Origin of the sequence: Polaribacter sp. SA4-12 (assembly GCF_002163675.1) — a bacterium.
Taxonomy (GTDB): Bacteria; Bacteroidota; Bacteroidia; order Flavobacteriales; family Flavobacteriaceae; genus Polaribacter.
On record NZ_CP019334.1, the window covers coordinates 3,796,594 to 3,812,547 of the forward strand.

A 15,954-nucleotide genomic window follows, 5' to 3' on the forward strand; every position below is an offset into this window, starting at 1 on the left:
AAACCCCATTAAATAAATTATGGAAATAAAAAAAAGAATATTACTTGTATTAGTTTTAATTTCAACTCAGTTTGTTTTTTCTCAACAAAATGATTGGGAAAACCCAAGTGTAAATCAAATTAATAAATTGCCTGCAAGAGCTACTTTTTACTCTTTTGAAAATACTGAACAAGCAGTTTTAGGAGATAGAGAAAATACAAAGTATTACAAAACTTTAAACGGAGATTGGCAATTTAAGTTTGTTGCAAAACCTGCTGATGCTTCAAATGATTTTCAAAAAGAAGATTTCAATAGTGCTAATTGGGATAAAATAGATGTGCCTTCTAACTGGGAAATGAGAGGTTATGGTAAGGCAATTTATACAAACTCAACATATCCGTTTTTTAACGATTTTCCATACATCAATCATAACGATAATCCTGTAGGTCATTATATTAAGGCTTTTAAAGTTGATGACTCTTGGACAGGTAGAGATGTAATTTTACATTTTGGTGGTGTTTCTTCTGCTTATTATGTTTGGGTAAATGGCGAGTTTGTTGGTTATAGTGAAGATACAAGATTACCATCAGAATTTGATATCACAAAACTTTTAAAAGAAGGCGATAATAAAATAGCTGTAAAAGTATACAGATGGTCTGACGGGAGTTATATGGAAGCGCAAGATCATTGGAGGTTAAGTGGAATTGAGCGTGAAGTATATTTACAATCGGTTCCTAAAGTTAGAATTGCAGATTTTAATGTAAGAACAGATTTAGATGAAAATTATACAGATGGTTTATTACAGATTAGACCAGAAATAGAAATTAATCTTCCTAAGAAATATATTGCTAACGTTGGTGAATTTGGAAACACAAATTTAAAAACTGTTGTAGATGATTGGTCATTAATCACTACACTTTTTGATGCTGAAGGAAATGAAGTTGGAGAAAACACAAAAACAAAATTCAGTAAAATTGTAGGGGAGTTTTATCCTCAAAGAGATAATGTTGCTTTTGCTTTAATTGAAACGAAAGTTAAAAACCCTAAAAAATGGTCTGCAGATGTGCCTTATTTATATACTTTAACTTTAGAAGTTAAAAATGATAAAGGAGAGTCTATACAACATACAAGTACAAAGGTTGGTTTTAGAGAGGTTAAGATTGATGATAGAGGAAGGTTCTTGGTAAATGGGAATCCTGTTAAAATGATTGGTGTAAATCGCCATGATCATCATCAAACAAACGGAAAAACCTTATCTAGAGCAGATATGGAGGAAGATGTTAGGTTGATGAAACAATTTAATTTTAATGCTGTAAGAACATCTCATTATCCAAACGATCCTTATTTTTATGATTTATGCGATAAATATGGTTTGTATGTTATGGATGAAGCAAACCTAGAAACACATGGTGTTAGAGGTCATCTTTCTAACGTGCCAACATGGGGAAGTGCTTATTTAGAACGTGCAATTAGAATGGTTGAACGTGATAAAAATCATCCTAGTATTGTAATTTGGAGTTTAGGAAATGAATCTGGAAAAGGTCCAAATCATGCAGCAATGGCAGGTTGGATTAAAGAATTTGACCCAACAAGATATGTTCATTATGAAGGAGCACAAGGAGTTCCAACAGATAAAAGGTATAAGAAAAAATCATTCACACAAGATTCAGGTAATCCAACAGATCCAAATTGGGTAGATATGTTAAGTAGAATGTATAACAGTCCAAATGATTTACAAGCTTTAATAAATGATACCAGTTTTGATAATCGTCCAGTAGTTTTATGTGAATATGCGCATTCAATGGGTAATTCAACAGGTAATATGAAAGAATATTGGGATGTTATTCATAAAAATGACAGAGCTCTAGGAGGTTATATTTGGGATTGGATTGATCAAGGAATCTTGAGAAAAGACAAAGATGGTAAAGAATATTTGGCTTATGGAGGAGATTTTGGAGATACACCAAATGACGGAACTTTTTGTTTAAACGGAATAATTGCTTCAGATAGAACTGCTAAACCTGCAACTTTCGAATGTAAAAAAGTAAATCAACCAGTTGTTATTTCTGCAATTAATGTTGATTCTGGAGAATTTGAAATTCTAAACAGACATCACGCTTCAGATTTATCAAAATACAATTTAACTTGGGAAATTCTTTTAAACGGTAAAGTGGTTCAGAATGGAAATATTAATTCTTTAGACACAAAACCATATCAAACAGAAAACTTTAAGGTTAATTATAAGAAGCTTAAAAACGGTTCTGGCTCAGAATACTTTATAAACATTAAAGGTGTCTTAAAGCAAAATGAGCTTTGGGAAAACAAAGATTATGTCGTTTTCGAAGAACAGTTTAGTTTAAAAAACAACTTAGATGCTGTTAAACTTATTTCTAGTAATAGAAAATTGAATTTAAAGGAAAATGACACTGAAATTGTAGTTTCAAACAGTAAAGTTCATTTAAAAGTTGATAAAAAGACAGGTTATATTTCTTCATATAAATCAAATGGAGTAAATGTTTTGTCATCACCTTTAAAATTGAATTTCTGGAGAGCAGAAACTGAAAATGATGAAGCTTATAGAAAAGCAATGAGGTTGACAAAAGAATTAGATTGGATGCATGCAGAAGACAGATTTAAAGCTGAAAAGGTTTCTGTTGAATTTAACGAAAAAGGGAAAATTGTAATTTCAACAAAAGGAAACTTAGAGAATCCAAAAGCTTCAGTAAATCTTACCTATACAATCTTAGGAAGTGGAGAAGTGAAGGTAGATTACTCAATAAATATTGACAAAAGCGCACCAAATGTTCCTAGAATAGGAATGCAGTTTGACGTTGTTAACTCTTATAATAAATTATCTTATTATGGTAGAGGACCTCAACCAAACTATTCAGACAGAAACTCAGGAGCACATGTTGGTTTATTTTCTGGTAACGCAAAAACAATGAGTTATATGTATGCATATCCTGAAGAATTCGGGAATCATACAGAAACAAGATGGTTTCAACTTAAAAATAACAGATCTAAAGGTGTTTTGGTTAAAGGAGCACAAGATTTAAGTTTTAGTGTTTTACCATATAGTATTTATAATCTTCAAGAAGCAAATCATTTAAATGAGTTAAAAGAGCGTACTATTTTAAGTGTTCAAGTAGATTTAATTCAACAAGGTGTTGGTGGTGATGATACTTGGTCTCCAAGTGCGCATCCTCATGATGAGTATTTAATAAAACCAGGTAGTTATAAGTATTCTTTCTACTTAGTTCCATTTGCATCTACTCCAAAACCAGAAAAAATTAAGTTTTAAAATTAAAAATAATGAATAAATTATTTAGTTTATTGTTAATAGGTTTCTTATTTAGCTGTAATTCAGCTAAATTAGAAACAAAAGTTACTTCACCTAATTCAGATAACAAAGTTGAATTTTCTTTAAGTAAAGATGGCCAGTTATTTTATGCTGTTTCAAATAAAGATTTACAATTTGTACAACCTTCAGCATTAGGATTTGAATTAAAAAAGCAATCTTTAAAAAATAACTTTGAAATTCTTTCATCAGAATCGACTTCAGTTAGTTCTGAATGGAAAACAATTTGGGGTCAAAGAGAAGTTGTAAAAGATAATTACAACCAATTAACGCTTCATTTAAAGCAAAAAGAATCTGGTGTTTTAATAGATGTTATTGCTAAATCTTTTGATGATGGTGTAGCATTTAGATATGTTTTTCCGAAGCAAGAAAAATTAACAGACTTTGTTATAATTGATGAGTTAACAGAATTCAACTTTAAAGATGATTACAAAGCTTGGTGGAATTTTGCTGATTATGATAATTACGAAAAAGTATATTATAATTCGCCACTTAGTCAAGTTGGAGATTCAATAAAATTTGAAAGAAGACCAGACAAAGAAGAAAGAGCAAATATGGCAAATACGCCAACTACAATTGAGGTTAACGATCATTTAGTTATAAGTATTCACGAAGCAGATTTAACAGATTATGCTGGTATGAATTTGTTAAATACTTTAGATGGATATAAGTTTAAAGCAAACTTAACGCCTTGGTTAAATGGAGATTTAGTGAGAGCTTCAACTCCTTTTCAATCTCCTTGGAGAACGATTCAAATTGGTGAAAATGCTGGAGAATTAGTAGAATCAGATATTTTAATGAATCTAAATCCTCCTTGTGCTTATGAAGATACAAGTTTTATAGAAACGTATAAATACATTGGTATTTGGTGGGAATTACATATTGGTAAATCTGCTTGGGCAGAAAAAACTCAATTTGGTAGACCAATTACGAGACCTCATGGAGCAAATACAGAAAATGCAAAGTATCACATAGATTTTGCTGCAAAGCACGGTATTCCTGATGTTTTAATTGAAGGATGGGATAAAGGATGGGATGACATGGAAGGTTCTTGGACTGGATATGGGATTTTTGATTGGAAAACATCAACAGATGATTTTAATATTCAAGAAGTGTCTGATTATGGAAAGAAAAAAGGAGTTAGAATGATGATGTATCATGAAACAATTTCAGATATAGATCATTATGAACCAGCAATGGATTCTTTATATCAAATGTGTAAAGATTTAGGTATTAAAACGGTAAAAGTTGGTTATACAGGTGATGTAAATTACGACACAAAAAAGAAAACATATAGACAACATCATCATGGGCAATATATGGTACGTCATTATAAAAAAATGGCACAAAAAGCTGCTGAATATGGCTTATTAATTGTAAATCACGAACCAATTAAATTTACAGGAGAACAAAGAACTTATCCAAATTTAATGGCTAGAGAAGGTGCTAGAGGTCAAGAATACAATGCTTGGAGTAAAGGTAATTCTCCAGAACATGGTGTTGTGTTGCCTTTTACAAGATTATTAGGAGGTCCAGTGGATTATACTCCTGGTATTTTTAAAATGATTTTACCTGCTAAAAGTTGGAGTGATGACAAATTTAGAGTTCGTTCTACACTTTGTAAGCAATTGGCATACTTTTTAACAATGTACAGCCCTATACAAATGGCAGCAGATTTGCCTGAAAATTACGAAGGAAATGCCGCTTTTCAATTTATAAAAGATGTACCAACAAACTGGTCTGAAAGCAAAGTTTTAAATAGTAAAATTGGAGATTATTACACAGTTGCTCGTAAAGAAAGAGGAACAGATAACTGGTATTTAGGATCTATTTCTGATGAAAATGCAAGAGATTTTAATGTAGATTTATCCTTTTTAAAAGACGGGAAAACGTATGAAGCTACCATTTATGCTGATGCAAAAGAGACAGATTGGGAAACAAACCCTGAAGCATTTGAAATTACAAAGAAAGAAGTAACTTCTAAAGATTCTTTAAAAATTATCTTAGCAAAAGGAGGTGGTCAAGCTATTGAATTTAAAGTAAAAAGGTAACTTTAAACCGTATAAATTATTTCTAGACCTTTCAGTTTTATATTGAAAGGTCTTTTTTTGATGTAAAAAGTACAAGATAATCAACCATATGTTTTAGTATGTTTGGTCTTATGTTAATATCTTGACACTGTTAACTAACCAGAAATTAAGTGTGTATGGAAAATATAAATAAAGACAGATTATTTTTAGCTAGTTGTTTGGCTTTAATAACAACAGCAATGACTTTTGCAATAAGAGCAAGATTAGAATCTGTCTTTGGTGAAGAAGGAGTTGGTTTATCTTTAGAACAAATTGGGTATGCATTTGCACCGGCATTTTTCGGTTTTACAATTGCAATGATAATTGGTGGGCCATTAGTAGATTTTTTAGGAATTAAAAAAATTACTTGGATAGCTTTTGTTACTCATGCAATAGGAATTGTATTAACAATTTTAGCAGATTCTATGACTTCTTTATTTATAGCGACATTATTTGTAGGTATTGGAAACGGATTTGTAGAAGCAGCTTTAAATCCTTTAGTAACCTCTATGTATTCTAAAGAAAAAACAAAAATGCTGAATCGTTTTCATGTTTGGTTCCCTGGAGGAATTGTAATAGGTTCAATTATTGGTTGGTTTGTTATGGATGTCTTATATCTTCCTTGGCAAGCAATGGTTGCTACATTATTTATTCCCGTATTAATTTATGGAGGATTGTTTTTCGGGCAGAAGTTTCCAGTTACAGAAAGAGTAAAATTAGGAATTAGTAATAAAAAAATGTTTTCTAGTATTGGTAAACCGTTATTTCTTTTTATGGTTTTTTGCATGTTTTTAACTGCAGCTTCAGAATTAGGAACTACTCAGAGAATAGAATCACTTTTAAAAGAAACAGTAGCAGTTCCTTTATTGGTTTTGGCTTTTATTAATGGAATAATGGCTTTAGGAAGATTATTTGCAGGAGGTGCAATTCATAAATTAAAACCAGCAGGAATGTTACTTTTTTCTGCAATTTTTACTTTTACTGGCTTGTGGTTACTAACAATAACTTCTGGAGGAATGGTTTTTGTTGCAGCAACAATTTTTGCGATAGGAGTCACTTTTTTCTGGCCAACAATGTTAGGTTTTGTTGCAGAATATTTACCAGAAACAGGTGCTTTAGGGTTGTCTATTATGGGTGGAGCAGGTATGTTTTCTGTATCTTTAGTTTTACCTATAATGGGAAGTTTAATGGATAGTGAAGGTGTTAATGAAGCTTTAAGAACAATGTCTATTTTACCAGCAATACTTATTCTCGCTTTTATAGGTTTAAATATATATATGAATAAGAAATCAAAAACAGAATAACTTATGGGAAGAAGATTGAAAATGGGAATGATTGGTGGTGGAATTGGTTCATTTATTGGAGATGTGCATAGAAAAGCTGCTGCTATAGATGGAATGATCGATTTAGTTTGTGGTGCTTTTAGTAGCGATGCAGAAAAATCAATAAAATCGGGAAAAGAATTATTTCTTTCTGATAATAGATCTTATAGTAGTTTTGAAGAGATGATTTTTGCTGAAAAATTACTTCCAGAAGCAGAAAGAATGGATTTTGTGTCTATAGTTACTCCTAATCATATGCATTTTGAGCCTGCAAAATTAGCTTTAGAAAATGGTTTTAATGTGGTTTGCGATAAACCAATGACATTAACTATAGAAGAAGCTGTTGAACTTGAAATGATAGTGGAACGATCTGGTAAATTATTTGCTTTAACCCATAATTACACAGGGTATTCAATGGTAAAGCAAGCGAAATCTATGGTTTTCAATGGAGATTTAGGAAATATTAGAAAAATTCAAGTACAATATTTACAAGGATGGTTATCTACTTCTGTAGAAAAAACAGGGCATAAACAAGCGTCATGGAGAATAGATCCTAAACGTTCTGGAATTGGTGGTGCATTAGGAGATATTGGTACGCACGCAGAAAATTTAGTCGAATATATTACAGGTTTAAAAATTGATGAAATTGCAGCGGATTTAGGCGTTTTTGGTGATGATAGAGTTTTAGATGATGATGGAAATCTTTTATTAAGAATGGAAAATGGTGCAAAAGGAACAATGTCTATATCTCAAATTGCTTTAGGCGAAGAAAATAATTTAGCCATAAAAATTTATGGTGATAAAGGAAGTTTAGAATGGCAGCAAGAAAATCCAAATCAATTAATCTCACGTTGGTTAGAGCAGCCTTTAAAGGTATTTACGCCAAATGGTAATGATTTATATCCTGAAGCATTAAATGTATCTAGAATCCCTGCTGGTCATCCAGAAGGATATTTAGAAGCATTTGCAACTATTTACAAAAATTTTGCTACACATTTAATGGCTGTTTTAGAAGGTAAAAATATTGAAAAACCAGATTATCCGACTGTTAAAGACGGAGTTAGAGGAATGCAGTTTATATATGCTGCTGTAGAAAGTGATAAGAACAATTCAACTTGGACAAAATTTAAATAGTTATGAAAAAAATAAAAGGACCAGCTGTTTTTTTAGCACAATTTGCTGGAGATGAAGCACCATTTAACACCTTAGATTCATTATGTAAATGGTTTGCAAGTTTAGGTTATAAAGGAGTACAACTTCCCGCTTGGGATAAAAGAATTATAGATATTGATAAAGCTGCAGAAAGTAAAACGTATTGTGATGAAATTAAAGGAATAGTAAATTCTTACGGATTAGAAGTTACAGAAATCGCCTCTCATTTACAAGGTCAATTAGTAGCTGTAAATCCTGCATACGATAAAATGTTTGATGGTTTTGCACCAGATAACTGTAAAAACAATCCAAAGAAAAGAACGGAATGGGCAGTTCAGCAATTAAAAAATTGCGCAATTGCAAGTAAAAACTTTGGCTTAACAGTTCATGGTACATTTTCTGGTTCATTAATGTGGCACACAATGTATCCTTGGCCACAATCACCAAAAGGTTTGGTCGAAATGGGGTTTAAAGAATTAGCAAAACGTTGGTTGCCAATTTTGAATACTTTTGATGAAAACGGAGTGGATGTTTGTTACGAAATTCATCCAGGAGAAGATTTACACGATGGTGTAACTTTTGAACGTTTTTTAAAAGCGACAGGAAATCATAAAAGAGTAAATATTTTATACGACCCAAGTCATTTTGTATTACAACAACTAGATTATTTAAAATACATAGATTATTACCATGAACATATAAAAATGTTTCATGTAAAAGATGCTGAATTCAATTCATCAGGTAAAACTGGCGTTTATGGAGGTTATCAAGATTGGCAAGACAGGGCAGGTAGGTTTAGATCTTTAGGCGATGGACAAGTAGATTTTAAAAGTATTTTTTCTAAACTAACTAAATACGATTGTGATGTTTGGGCTGTTATGGAGTGGGAATGTTGTATAAAATCTCCAGAACAAGGCGCAAAAGAAGGTGCTCCATTTATTCAAAAACATATAATTGATGTTACTCAAAAGAGTTTTGATGACTTTGCAGGAGGAACTATTGATGAAAATCAGTTGAAAAATATTTTAGGATTATAGATAATTCTATATACTAACATTTTTGACTGCAGAAAATAAAAATCCTTATTATTTATGGTAAGGTTTTTTTGCTTCACTTATTGAGTTGATTGCGATTATATGTTAATATAATTGGGTGTTCTTATCGCTTTTAAAGTATTAAAAATATTTTATTATTGACCAATAATTCTATATTGAGCAGGGGTTCTTTTTGTAAACAATTTAAACTGTCTATGAAAAAATGAAAGATTTGGGTAACCTGTTTCAAAAGCAATTTGCTCAACAGATATATCTGCTTCTTTTAATAATTCGCAAGCTTTACTAACTCTATATTCATTTAAATAAGATGTAAATGTTTTATTAAATGTTTTCTTAAAAAATTTTGAAAATGAAACAGGTGTCATAAACACTAACTCTCCTAATTGAGAAGAATCAATCTTATTTTGATAATTTTTTTCTACAAAATCTATTATTTTATGAACTCTATCCGAAACTAATGAATTCACATTAAAACTTGTTCCTAAACTTAGTACTTCATTTTCTGCTAACGATAATTCATGTAGTAATTTTATAAATTCGATTAATCTTAAAGTTGGTGACATTTCTTTCATTAGAACCATTTTTTTACCAATATCAAGAGCAGTTAATTCATTAAAAATTAATCCAAAATTACTTTTTTGAAGCATCTTTTTTACTGATAAAAACTCATTCTTTTCCATCCAACCAACTCCTAATAAATCTTTTTTAAATTGAATTACGACTGATTTTGCAAGTCTTTTGGTGGTTTTGTTTGTTTTCCAACAATGAGGTAAGTTAGGTCCTACTAATACTAATTCTCCAGGTTTATACGCTTGTATAGAATTACCAACACTTCTAATACCAATACTTTCCGCTATAAATGTTAATTCCCATTCAGGATGATAATGCCAAGGAGTTTCAAACTCTTTTCTTTCATAGACCTGGTAGTTAAAGGATTGATTTAAAGACGAGTCTATAAGTTCTAATATTGCTTTCATTATATATAAAAATACACAATAATAAGAATATAATATCAGTTTTATGGAAAAATAGTACATGTTTTTGCAAAAAAGGTATTTAACACCAACTGGTTTTCTGAACTAATTTTATACCATCAAAAATGATGAACTAATTTAAAATTAAAAGATGAAGTTTGATGTTTTAGTTTCAGGAATGATAGTAGTTGATATACTTGCAGAAATTCCGAAAAAAATAAATAAAGGTGCAAAACAAGAAGTATCCAAAATAATGGTTCAAGGAGGTGCTCCTGCAGGAAATGGTGCTTGTTTTATTGCTAAATGGGGTTTAAAAACAAAATTTGTTGGTTATAAAGACAATAATACACTTAGCATAATTGCTGATGAAGAACTAAAAAAATGTGATGTAGATACTTCTCTTTTATTACAAAAAGATGGTTTTCAACCTGCAATTGCAATTGTAGAAATCGATGCTGAAAACGGAGACCGAACAGTCTTTTATTCAACGAACAATTATAGTCCTTTAGAAAAAGTAGATATTAAAGAAGATTGGATAAAAAACAGCAAACTATTATTTGTTGATGGATATGATATTCATGGCAATTTAGAATTACTAAAATTAGCAAAAAAACACAACATTCCTTCTGTTTTAGATATTGAAGCTGGTGACGTAAATCTTTTAAAGGAAATGATTTCATTAGGAAATCACATAATTATGCCATTAGAAGGAGCACAATTATTAAGTGGTTTACAAAATGCTGAAGCTTGTTTAAAAAGTTTACAACTTTTAACTAACGGACAACTAATTATTACTGATGGCGCAAATGGAAGTTGGGCTCTTAAAAATGATGAAATTGTTTATCAACCAGCATTTTTAACCAAAGTAGTAGATACAACAGGTTGTGGTGATGCTTATCATGCAGCTTATGCAATTGCTTTTTTAGAAGGTAAAAACTTGGAAGATAGTATGGAATTTGCTTCAGCTTACGCATCAATTATTGCAACTCATTTTGGAGGAAGAAGTTACTTTCCATCAAAAAAAGAAATAGAAAAATTAATTAAAAAACATATGGTATTATGATATCGAACATATTAGAAAAACAAACGCTTGATTCATTAAACCCAAACATCGATATTTTATTTAGAAAAGGAATTGTATCTGATGACATGGAAAAACTAATTGAAAATTCTCCTGAAAAAGAAGATGTAAAAATTGGTTTAATTGGTATTGGGTTTGAATTACATTTTGATTGGGAAAAAGCGAAAGAATCATACAAAGAAGCTATTGATCAAACTAAAAGTGTTATTGGTTCTAACAATCAATTATTAACAGAAAATGAGCCTGTACAAACTAAACAAGATCTTCTAAAAGTGCTCAACAAATATCATTCAGAAGGAATGAGTGGTTTAATCATTTATCAAGCTTCTTACATTGCTGGAGATTTAGCTTTAGCTTTAGGAAACTGGTTATTAGAGCAGAAAACACCTTTATTAAGTTGGTCTCATGATGAGGTTACAGGTGGTAGGTTGACTGCGAATAGATTATGTGGACAGAATTTTTTATTAAATATATTAAACTCTCTAGAAGTTAAATATTCTTGGGTTTTAGACAGACCTAAATCAAAACAATTAGATACAGTTCTAGATAAATTTGTGAGAGTTGTAAGCGCAAAAAAAAGAATGCATCATGCTTCAATTTTAATGATTGGTGGTATGAGAGTTCCAGGTTTTTACGATTGTGAGTTAAATGAAATGTCTATCGCTAAACATTTTGGTTTATCTGTAGACAGAGTAGATATTGAAACAGTTTGGAAACACGGAGATAAGTTTAAGAAAGAAGATATTGATTTTATTGTCCAAAAATTAATCAATTCTGATCAATGCAAGTTTCAAGGAGTAAATGATAGAGAACTCTATCTTTCGGTACGTTTTAGTTTAGCAATTGCAGATTATACGCGTAAAGGAGAATATATTGGTGTAGCTCTAAAAAATTGGCCAGAATTGTTTGACAATTATCAAATTGCAGGTGATGGAGCAGGAGCATTAGTTCAAGATTTAGGTATTCCTGTAGCTGATGAGTCTGATATGGGAGCTTTAATAACGATGGTTACCATGAATGAAATTAGCAACGGAAATTCATTACCTACACTTACAGACTTATCAATTCTAGATGCCAAAGAAAACAAATTAGGAATGTGGCATTGTGGAGGATCTTCTACAAAATTAATGAGAAAAGGAACCGGTTTTGAAGTTAGAAATCATAGTATTTTAGATAATTATGATGAAGAACAATCTTATGGAATGTTGTTAGAATTTTTATTAGAAAAAGGAGAAATCACAATCGCTAAGTATCAATATCCGCACGCATCAAGTATGCTATCTTTTGAAGGGGAAATTATAGATTCTCCTCTAAGGTTTAGAGGTGCTTATGGAGAAGTAATTCCAAATAACGTTGAAGCATCTTCTGTAGTTGGTACAATTTTGAGTAATGGTTTAGATCACCATTGGATTATTGGAAGAGGACATATACAAGAAGATTTAAAAGAATTTAATCATTGGTCAAACATAGAAAATCTTGAATTTGTAAAACCAGGAACAACAGGAAGAAGCATTCAAAAAAACTTAAACTACTAAGAAATATAAAAATGGAAAAACAAAATTTAATACAACTTGTAAAAGATTATAGAGCAGCTCAAAAATGTTTAATAGGTTTTAATGTAAACGACATTTACGACACTCAAGCAGTTGCAATGGCTGCAGAAGAAGCTAATTGCCCAGTAATGGTAATGACATATCCTCCTGTTGTTGAACTTAACACTAGTTATTTATGTAAAAAAATGGTGGAAGGAATTCAGCCATTTACAAAACAACCAATCTATCTTCACTTAGATCATAGTGTTTCTGTAGATATGTGTAAAAGGGCAATAGATGATGGTTATGATTCTGTAATGATAGATGGTTCTCAAAAAAGTTTGAAAGAGAATATTGCAATGACAAAAGAAGTTGTAAGGTATGCAGAATCTGCAGGAGTTTTAGTGGAAGCTGAAATTGGAAAAATTATGGGAAGAGATGTTATTATTAAATCTGATGATGATTTTTTAGCAAGTGTAGCAGATGTTAAAGCTATTATGGAAGAAGCAAACCCTCATATTATGGCAGTTGGTATTGGTACAGCTCATGGCTTTACACCAACAACTCCAAAAATTCATTTTGATAGATTATCAGAGATAGCAGCTGCCATTGAAGCACCATTAGTTTTACATGGAGGTACAGGAATTGCAGATGAAGATATTCAAAAAGCGATTAGAATGGGGGTTGCAAAATTAAATGTTGGAACTATTGTACATACTACTTATATGAAAGAGATGTACAAAGAAATGGGTAAAGATATAGATTCAGCTTATCCTCCATACTTAATGAAAAATGTAATTCCTAAAATTAAAGATGTAGTTTTAGATCGTTTAAATGCGGTTAATTTTAAGAATAGTGTTTTAGTATAAAATAAAGTACTTCTTAAAGATTTTAAAAGATAGTTATGATAAAATCATAACTATCTTTTTTTTACTCAGTAAAAAAGTAATTTATTTTAAAGAAATCAATTACGGATATACTTTTTTACTTTAGATGTTTATTTCTATAAGATGAAGGTGTATTGTCTCCAAATTTTTTAAACTGTCTATGAAAAAAAGGAACAGATTCGTAACCACAAGCAAAACAAATTTCTCTTACAGACCAATCTGTATCCATAAGCATTCTCTTTGCTAAATTAATTCTATACTCATTTAGAAAAGTAAAAAAAGGTCTTCCCATTATTTTGCTAAAAAAACGAGAAAAGGATTGTTCAGACATATTTACCAAATTTGCCATTTCTGATAGTTTTATTTTTTTCTGGTAATTATTTTCTACATAATTGTGAATTTTTCGAATTCTAGAACTAAATTCAGAAGGTAAATCATCTATAAAGTTCTTTTCCGAAAGTTGATAATATTCAAAACCAGAAAGAATAACTAATAAATTCTGAAGTTTTAAGTATAATTGAGTACCATCTAACTTTAATAATTCTTTTATCAACAAAAAAACTTCTCTAGTATCTTTCTTGCTAAAAATAATTCCTTTTGATGCTGATTTTAACATTTTAAAAACAAGTTCCATTTCAGGTACTCTTGCATAAATTCCCTTATTCCATTGAATAACTATAGATGAACATTCAGAGTCTGTTAAAACGCTATTTTTCCAACAATGAGGTACATTAGATCTAACTAAAACCAATTCTTCTTCATCAAAGGGACCAACATAATCTCCAATAAATTTTGTGCCTTTACTTTTTTCTATAAATGTAAGTTCGTGTTGAGGATGAAAATGCCAAGGTGCATCAAAACTACTTTCTGAATACCGAAAAGCAATAATAGACTTCTGATTATTTAATGGGACTTTTTCAAACTTAGGCTTCATTATTGTCTATTATGTTTATAAAAACTTAAGATTAATTAAATATAAAACAATATAGTGTACTTTATTGTAGGAATAAGATATTTTATGATTTATAATTTTTTTAATCTTTGAGCACTTTATAAAAACCAACAACAATACATATGAAAGCAAGTGAATTTTCTGACGCTTTTGAAGAAGCAAGACAAGAAAAAGGAATTGGTAAAATGAATGACCAAAATGATCCTGTAACAATGGTCTTACGTCATAAAGAAGTGAGGAAATGTGCTCATAATTGGAAAACTTTTCAATCTGGTGCAGAACCAGGAAGAATAGTTATTCCATCTGAAGTAAACATTAGAGACACAAGGCAAATTCCTTTTGAAGTAGATCCTCCAATGCATAAGACATTTAGAGATATTGTAGATCCTTGGTTTAAAAGACCATTAGAAGCTGATTATCAAAATGGATTAACAAAAATAATTGAAGGAGTTGTAGCAAAAGCGTTAAACAGTAACTCTATAGAAATTGTTAGTGAATTTTCATTACCGCTTCAATCTCGTGCTTTAACTTATTTGTTAAACACACCTTATTCAGATGCTGATCTTTGGATCTCTTGGGGAACACATGTTTTTAGAAGCGAAGATTCAGACTTAGATGCTGGTAAAGCAAATATATTATACGATTATATAGATAAGGAAATTGATAGAGCCATAGAAAACCCTAGTGAAGACTTATATTCTATGTTACTAGCTTCAGAAGTTAATGGAAAAAAATTAACAAAAGAGGAAGTAAAAGGTGTAATAATTCTAACTTTTTCAGGAGGAAGAGATACTGTAATTAACGCAGTAACTAATTCTATTTCTTATTTTGCTGAACATCCTAAATCATTAGAAATAATAAAGGAAAAGCCAGAAATGATTAACAATGCTGTTGAAGAATTGGTGCGTTATTTTTCTCCATTAACACAAATGGGAAGAGTTGTAACTGAAGATACACACGTTTGTGAACACGCTGTAAAAGCAGATACAAGAATTTCATTATGTTGGGCATCTGCAAATAGGGATGAAAAAGTTTTTGAAAACCCGAATGAAGTAGTTCTAGACAGAAAAATAAATCCTCATGTTGGTTTCGGATTCAGTCATCATAATTGTTTAGGAGCAACGCATGCGCGTCAAATACTAAGAATATTACTTTCAATTTTATCTAAAGAAGTAACGTCTATAGAAGTTTTAGAAGCAAAAGAAAATATTGAGAATTTAGACAATTTTGAAAGAAAAATAGGTTTTGATTCTTTAACAGTAAAATTTAATAAATAAAGAAATGGCAAAAATAACATTTATAACAAGTGATAACGAATCAGTAACTGTTGAAGGAACTTCTGGTTCTGTAATGGAATTAGCTGTAAATAATAACATTAAAGGAATTGATGGTGATTGTGGTGGCGTATGTTCTTGCGCAACATGTCATGTATATGTTGCACCCGATAGTGTTGCAAAAACAGGTGAAGCTAGTGAGTTAGAAAATGATATGTTAGAATTTGATGATTTAACAAATGAATACAGTCGCCTTTCTTGTCAATTACAAGTAAGTGAAGATTTAGACGGTGTTATTTTTAAAGTTGCTAAATAATTT

The 15,954-nt window shown here is 30.6% G+C and carries 12 protein-coding genes; 10 read left to right on the forward strand and 2 right to left on the reverse strand.

The genetic code is table 11. From position 1 onward, the window contains the following. Positions 1–19: 19 nt before the first annotated feature. The 5 genes from BTO07_RS16325 to BTO07_RS16345 all read left to right on the forward strand — a co-directional run bounded on the left by BTO07_RS16325 (position 20) and on the right by BTO07_RS16345 (position 8,917). On the forward strand, positions 20–3,280 hold the full coding sequence (locus tag BTO07_RS16325) for a glycoside hydrolase family 2 TIM barrel-domain containing protein (RefSeq protein ID WP_087522272.1): 3,261 nt from the start codon (positions 20–22) through the stop codon (positions 3,278–3,280). A gap of 11 nt (positions 3,281–3,291) precedes the next feature. Next, positions 3,292–5,388 carry a glycoside hydrolase family 97 protein gene (locus BTO07_RS16330; protein WP_087522275.1) on the forward strand — a complete coding sequence of 699 codons (2,097 nt, stop codon included), beginning with the start codon at positions 3,292–3,294 and terminating at the stop codon, positions 5,386–5,388. 155 nt (positions 5,389–5,543) lie between these two features. Continuing rightward, a complete protein-coding gene (locus BTO07_RS16335; RefSeq protein WP_087522277.1) occupies positions 5,544–6,710 on the forward strand; it encodes an MFS transporter in 1,167 nt (388 codons plus the stop codon). 3 nt (positions 6,711–6,713) lie between these two features. Continuing rightward, on the forward strand, positions 6,714–7,862 hold the full coding sequence (locus BTO07_RS16340; RefSeq protein ID WP_232457058.1) for a Gfo/Idh/MocA family protein: 1,149 nt from the start codon (positions 6,714–6,716) through the stop codon (positions 7,860–7,862). 2 nt (positions 7,863–7,864) lie between these two features. Then, positions 7,865–8,917: a sugar phosphate isomerase/epimerase family protein gene (locus BTO07_RS16345; protein WP_087522281.1), complete on the forward strand. Its 1,053-nt coding sequence runs from the start codon at positions 7,865–7,867 to the stop codon at positions 8,915–8,917. A gap of 152 nt (positions 8,918–9,069) precedes the next feature. Here BTO07_RS16345 and BTO07_RS16350 read toward each other — a convergent pair whose 3' ends face one another. After that, positions 9,070–9,912, reverse strand: a complete 843-nt coding sequence (locus tag BTO07_RS16350; RefSeq protein WP_157663365.1) for an AraC family transcriptional regulator — start codon at positions 9,910–9,912, stop codon at positions 9,070–9,072. Positions 9,913–10,060: 148 nt separating this feature from the next. Here BTO07_RS16350 and BTO07_RS16355 point away from each other — a divergent pair, with 148 nt between their 5' ends. The 3 genes from BTO07_RS16355 to BTO07_RS16365 are packed head-to-tail and all read left to right on the forward strand — an operon-like array spanning position 10,061 to position 13,391. Continuing rightward, positions 10,061–10,972 carry a carbohydrate kinase family protein gene (locus BTO07_RS16355; RefSeq protein WP_087522285.1) on the forward strand — a complete coding sequence of 304 codons (912 nt, stop codon included), beginning with the start codon at positions 10,061–10,063 and terminating at the stop codon, positions 10,970–10,972. After that, positions 10,969–12,525 carry an L-fucose/L-arabinose isomerase family protein gene (locus tag BTO07_RS16360; protein WP_087522287.1) on the forward strand — a complete coding sequence of 519 codons (1,557 nt, stop codon included), beginning with the start codon at positions 10,969–10,971 and terminating at the stop codon, positions 12,523–12,525. Before BTO07_RS16355 ends, BTO07_RS16360 begins: the two co-directional genes overlap by 4 nt. An 11-nt stretch (positions 12,526–12,536) precedes the next feature. Further along, the gene (locus BTO07_RS16365; RefSeq protein ID WP_087522289.1) at positions 12,537–13,391 is read left to right on the forward strand and encodes a class II fructose-bisphosphate aldolase; all 855 of its coding nucleotides are present in this window, start codon (positions 12,537–12,539) and stop codon (positions 13,389–13,391) included. A gap of 115 nt (positions 13,392–13,506) precedes the next feature. On the opposite strand, the gene BTO07_RS16370 is transcribed toward BTO07_RS16365, so the two are convergent. Further along, complete coding sequence (locus tag BTO07_RS16370) at positions 13,507–14,343, reverse strand: AraC family transcriptional regulator (protein WP_087522291.1); 837 nt, start codon at positions 14,341–14,343, stop codon at positions 13,507–13,509. Between the two features lie 140 nt (positions 14,344–14,483). On the opposite strand from BTO07_RS16370, the gene BTO07_RS16375 reads away from it, so the two are divergent. Next, a complete protein-coding gene (locus tag BTO07_RS16375) occupies positions 14,484–15,638 on the forward strand; it encodes a cytochrome P450 (protein ID WP_087522293.1) in 1,155 nt (384 codons plus the stop codon). Between the two features lie 4 nt (positions 15,639–15,642). Beyond that, on the forward strand, positions 15,643–15,951 hold the full coding sequence (locus tag BTO07_RS16380) for a 2Fe-2S iron-sulfur cluster-binding protein (RefSeq protein ID WP_087522295.1): 309 nt from the start codon (positions 15,643–15,645) through the stop codon (positions 15,949–15,951). Positions 15,952–15,954: the final 3 nt, after the last annotated feature.

What these genes read in the sequence shown, in the direction of transcription:
- BTO07_RS16325 (WP_087522272.1), top strand. Translation starts at nt 20, where the DNA reads ATGGAAATAAAAAAAAGAATATTACTTGTATTAGTTTTAATTTCAACT.
- BTO07_RS16330 (WP_087522275.1), top strand. Translation starts at nt 3,292, where the DNA reads ATGAATAAATTATTTAGTTTATTGTTAATAGGTTTCTTATTTAGCTGT.
- BTO07_RS16335 (WP_087522277.1), top strand. Translation starts at nt 5,544, where the DNA reads ATGGAAAATATAAATAAAGACAGATTATTTTTAGCTAGTTGTTTGGCT.
- BTO07_RS16340 (WP_232457058.1), top strand. Translation starts at nt 6,714, where the DNA reads ATGGGAAGAAGATTGAAAATGGGAATGATTGGTGGTGGAATTGGTTCA.
- BTO07_RS16345 (WP_087522281.1), top strand. Translation starts at nt 7,865, where the DNA reads ATGAAAAAAATAAAAGGACCAGCTGTTTTTTTAGCACAATTTGCTGGA.
- BTO07_RS16350 (WP_157663365.1), bottom strand. Translation starts at nt 9,912, where the DNA reads ATGAAAGCAATATTAGAACTTATAGACTCGTCTTTAAATCAATCCTTT.
- BTO07_RS16355 (WP_087522285.1), top strand. Translation starts at nt 10,061, where the DNA reads ATGAAGTTTGATGTTTTAGTTTCAGGAATGATAGTAGTTGATATACTT.
- BTO07_RS16360 (WP_087522287.1), top strand. Translation starts at nt 10,969, where the DNA reads ATGATATCGAACATATTAGAAAAACAAACGCTTGATTCATTAAACCCA.
- BTO07_RS16365 (WP_087522289.1), top strand. Translation starts at nt 12,537, where the DNA reads ATGGAAAAACAAAATTTAATACAACTTGTAAAAGATTATAGAGCAGCT.
- BTO07_RS16370 (WP_087522291.1), bottom strand. Translation starts at nt 14,343, where the DNA reads ATGAAGCCTAAGTTTGAAAAAGTCCCATTAAATAATCAGAAGTCTATT.
- BTO07_RS16375 (WP_087522293.1), top strand. Translation starts at nt 14,484, where the DNA reads ATGAAAGCAAGTGAATTTTCTGACGCTTTTGAAGAAGCAAGACAAGAA.
- BTO07_RS16380 (WP_087522295.1), top strand. Translation starts at nt 15,643, where the DNA reads ATGGCAAAAATAACATTTATAACAAGTGATAACGAATCAGTAACTGTT.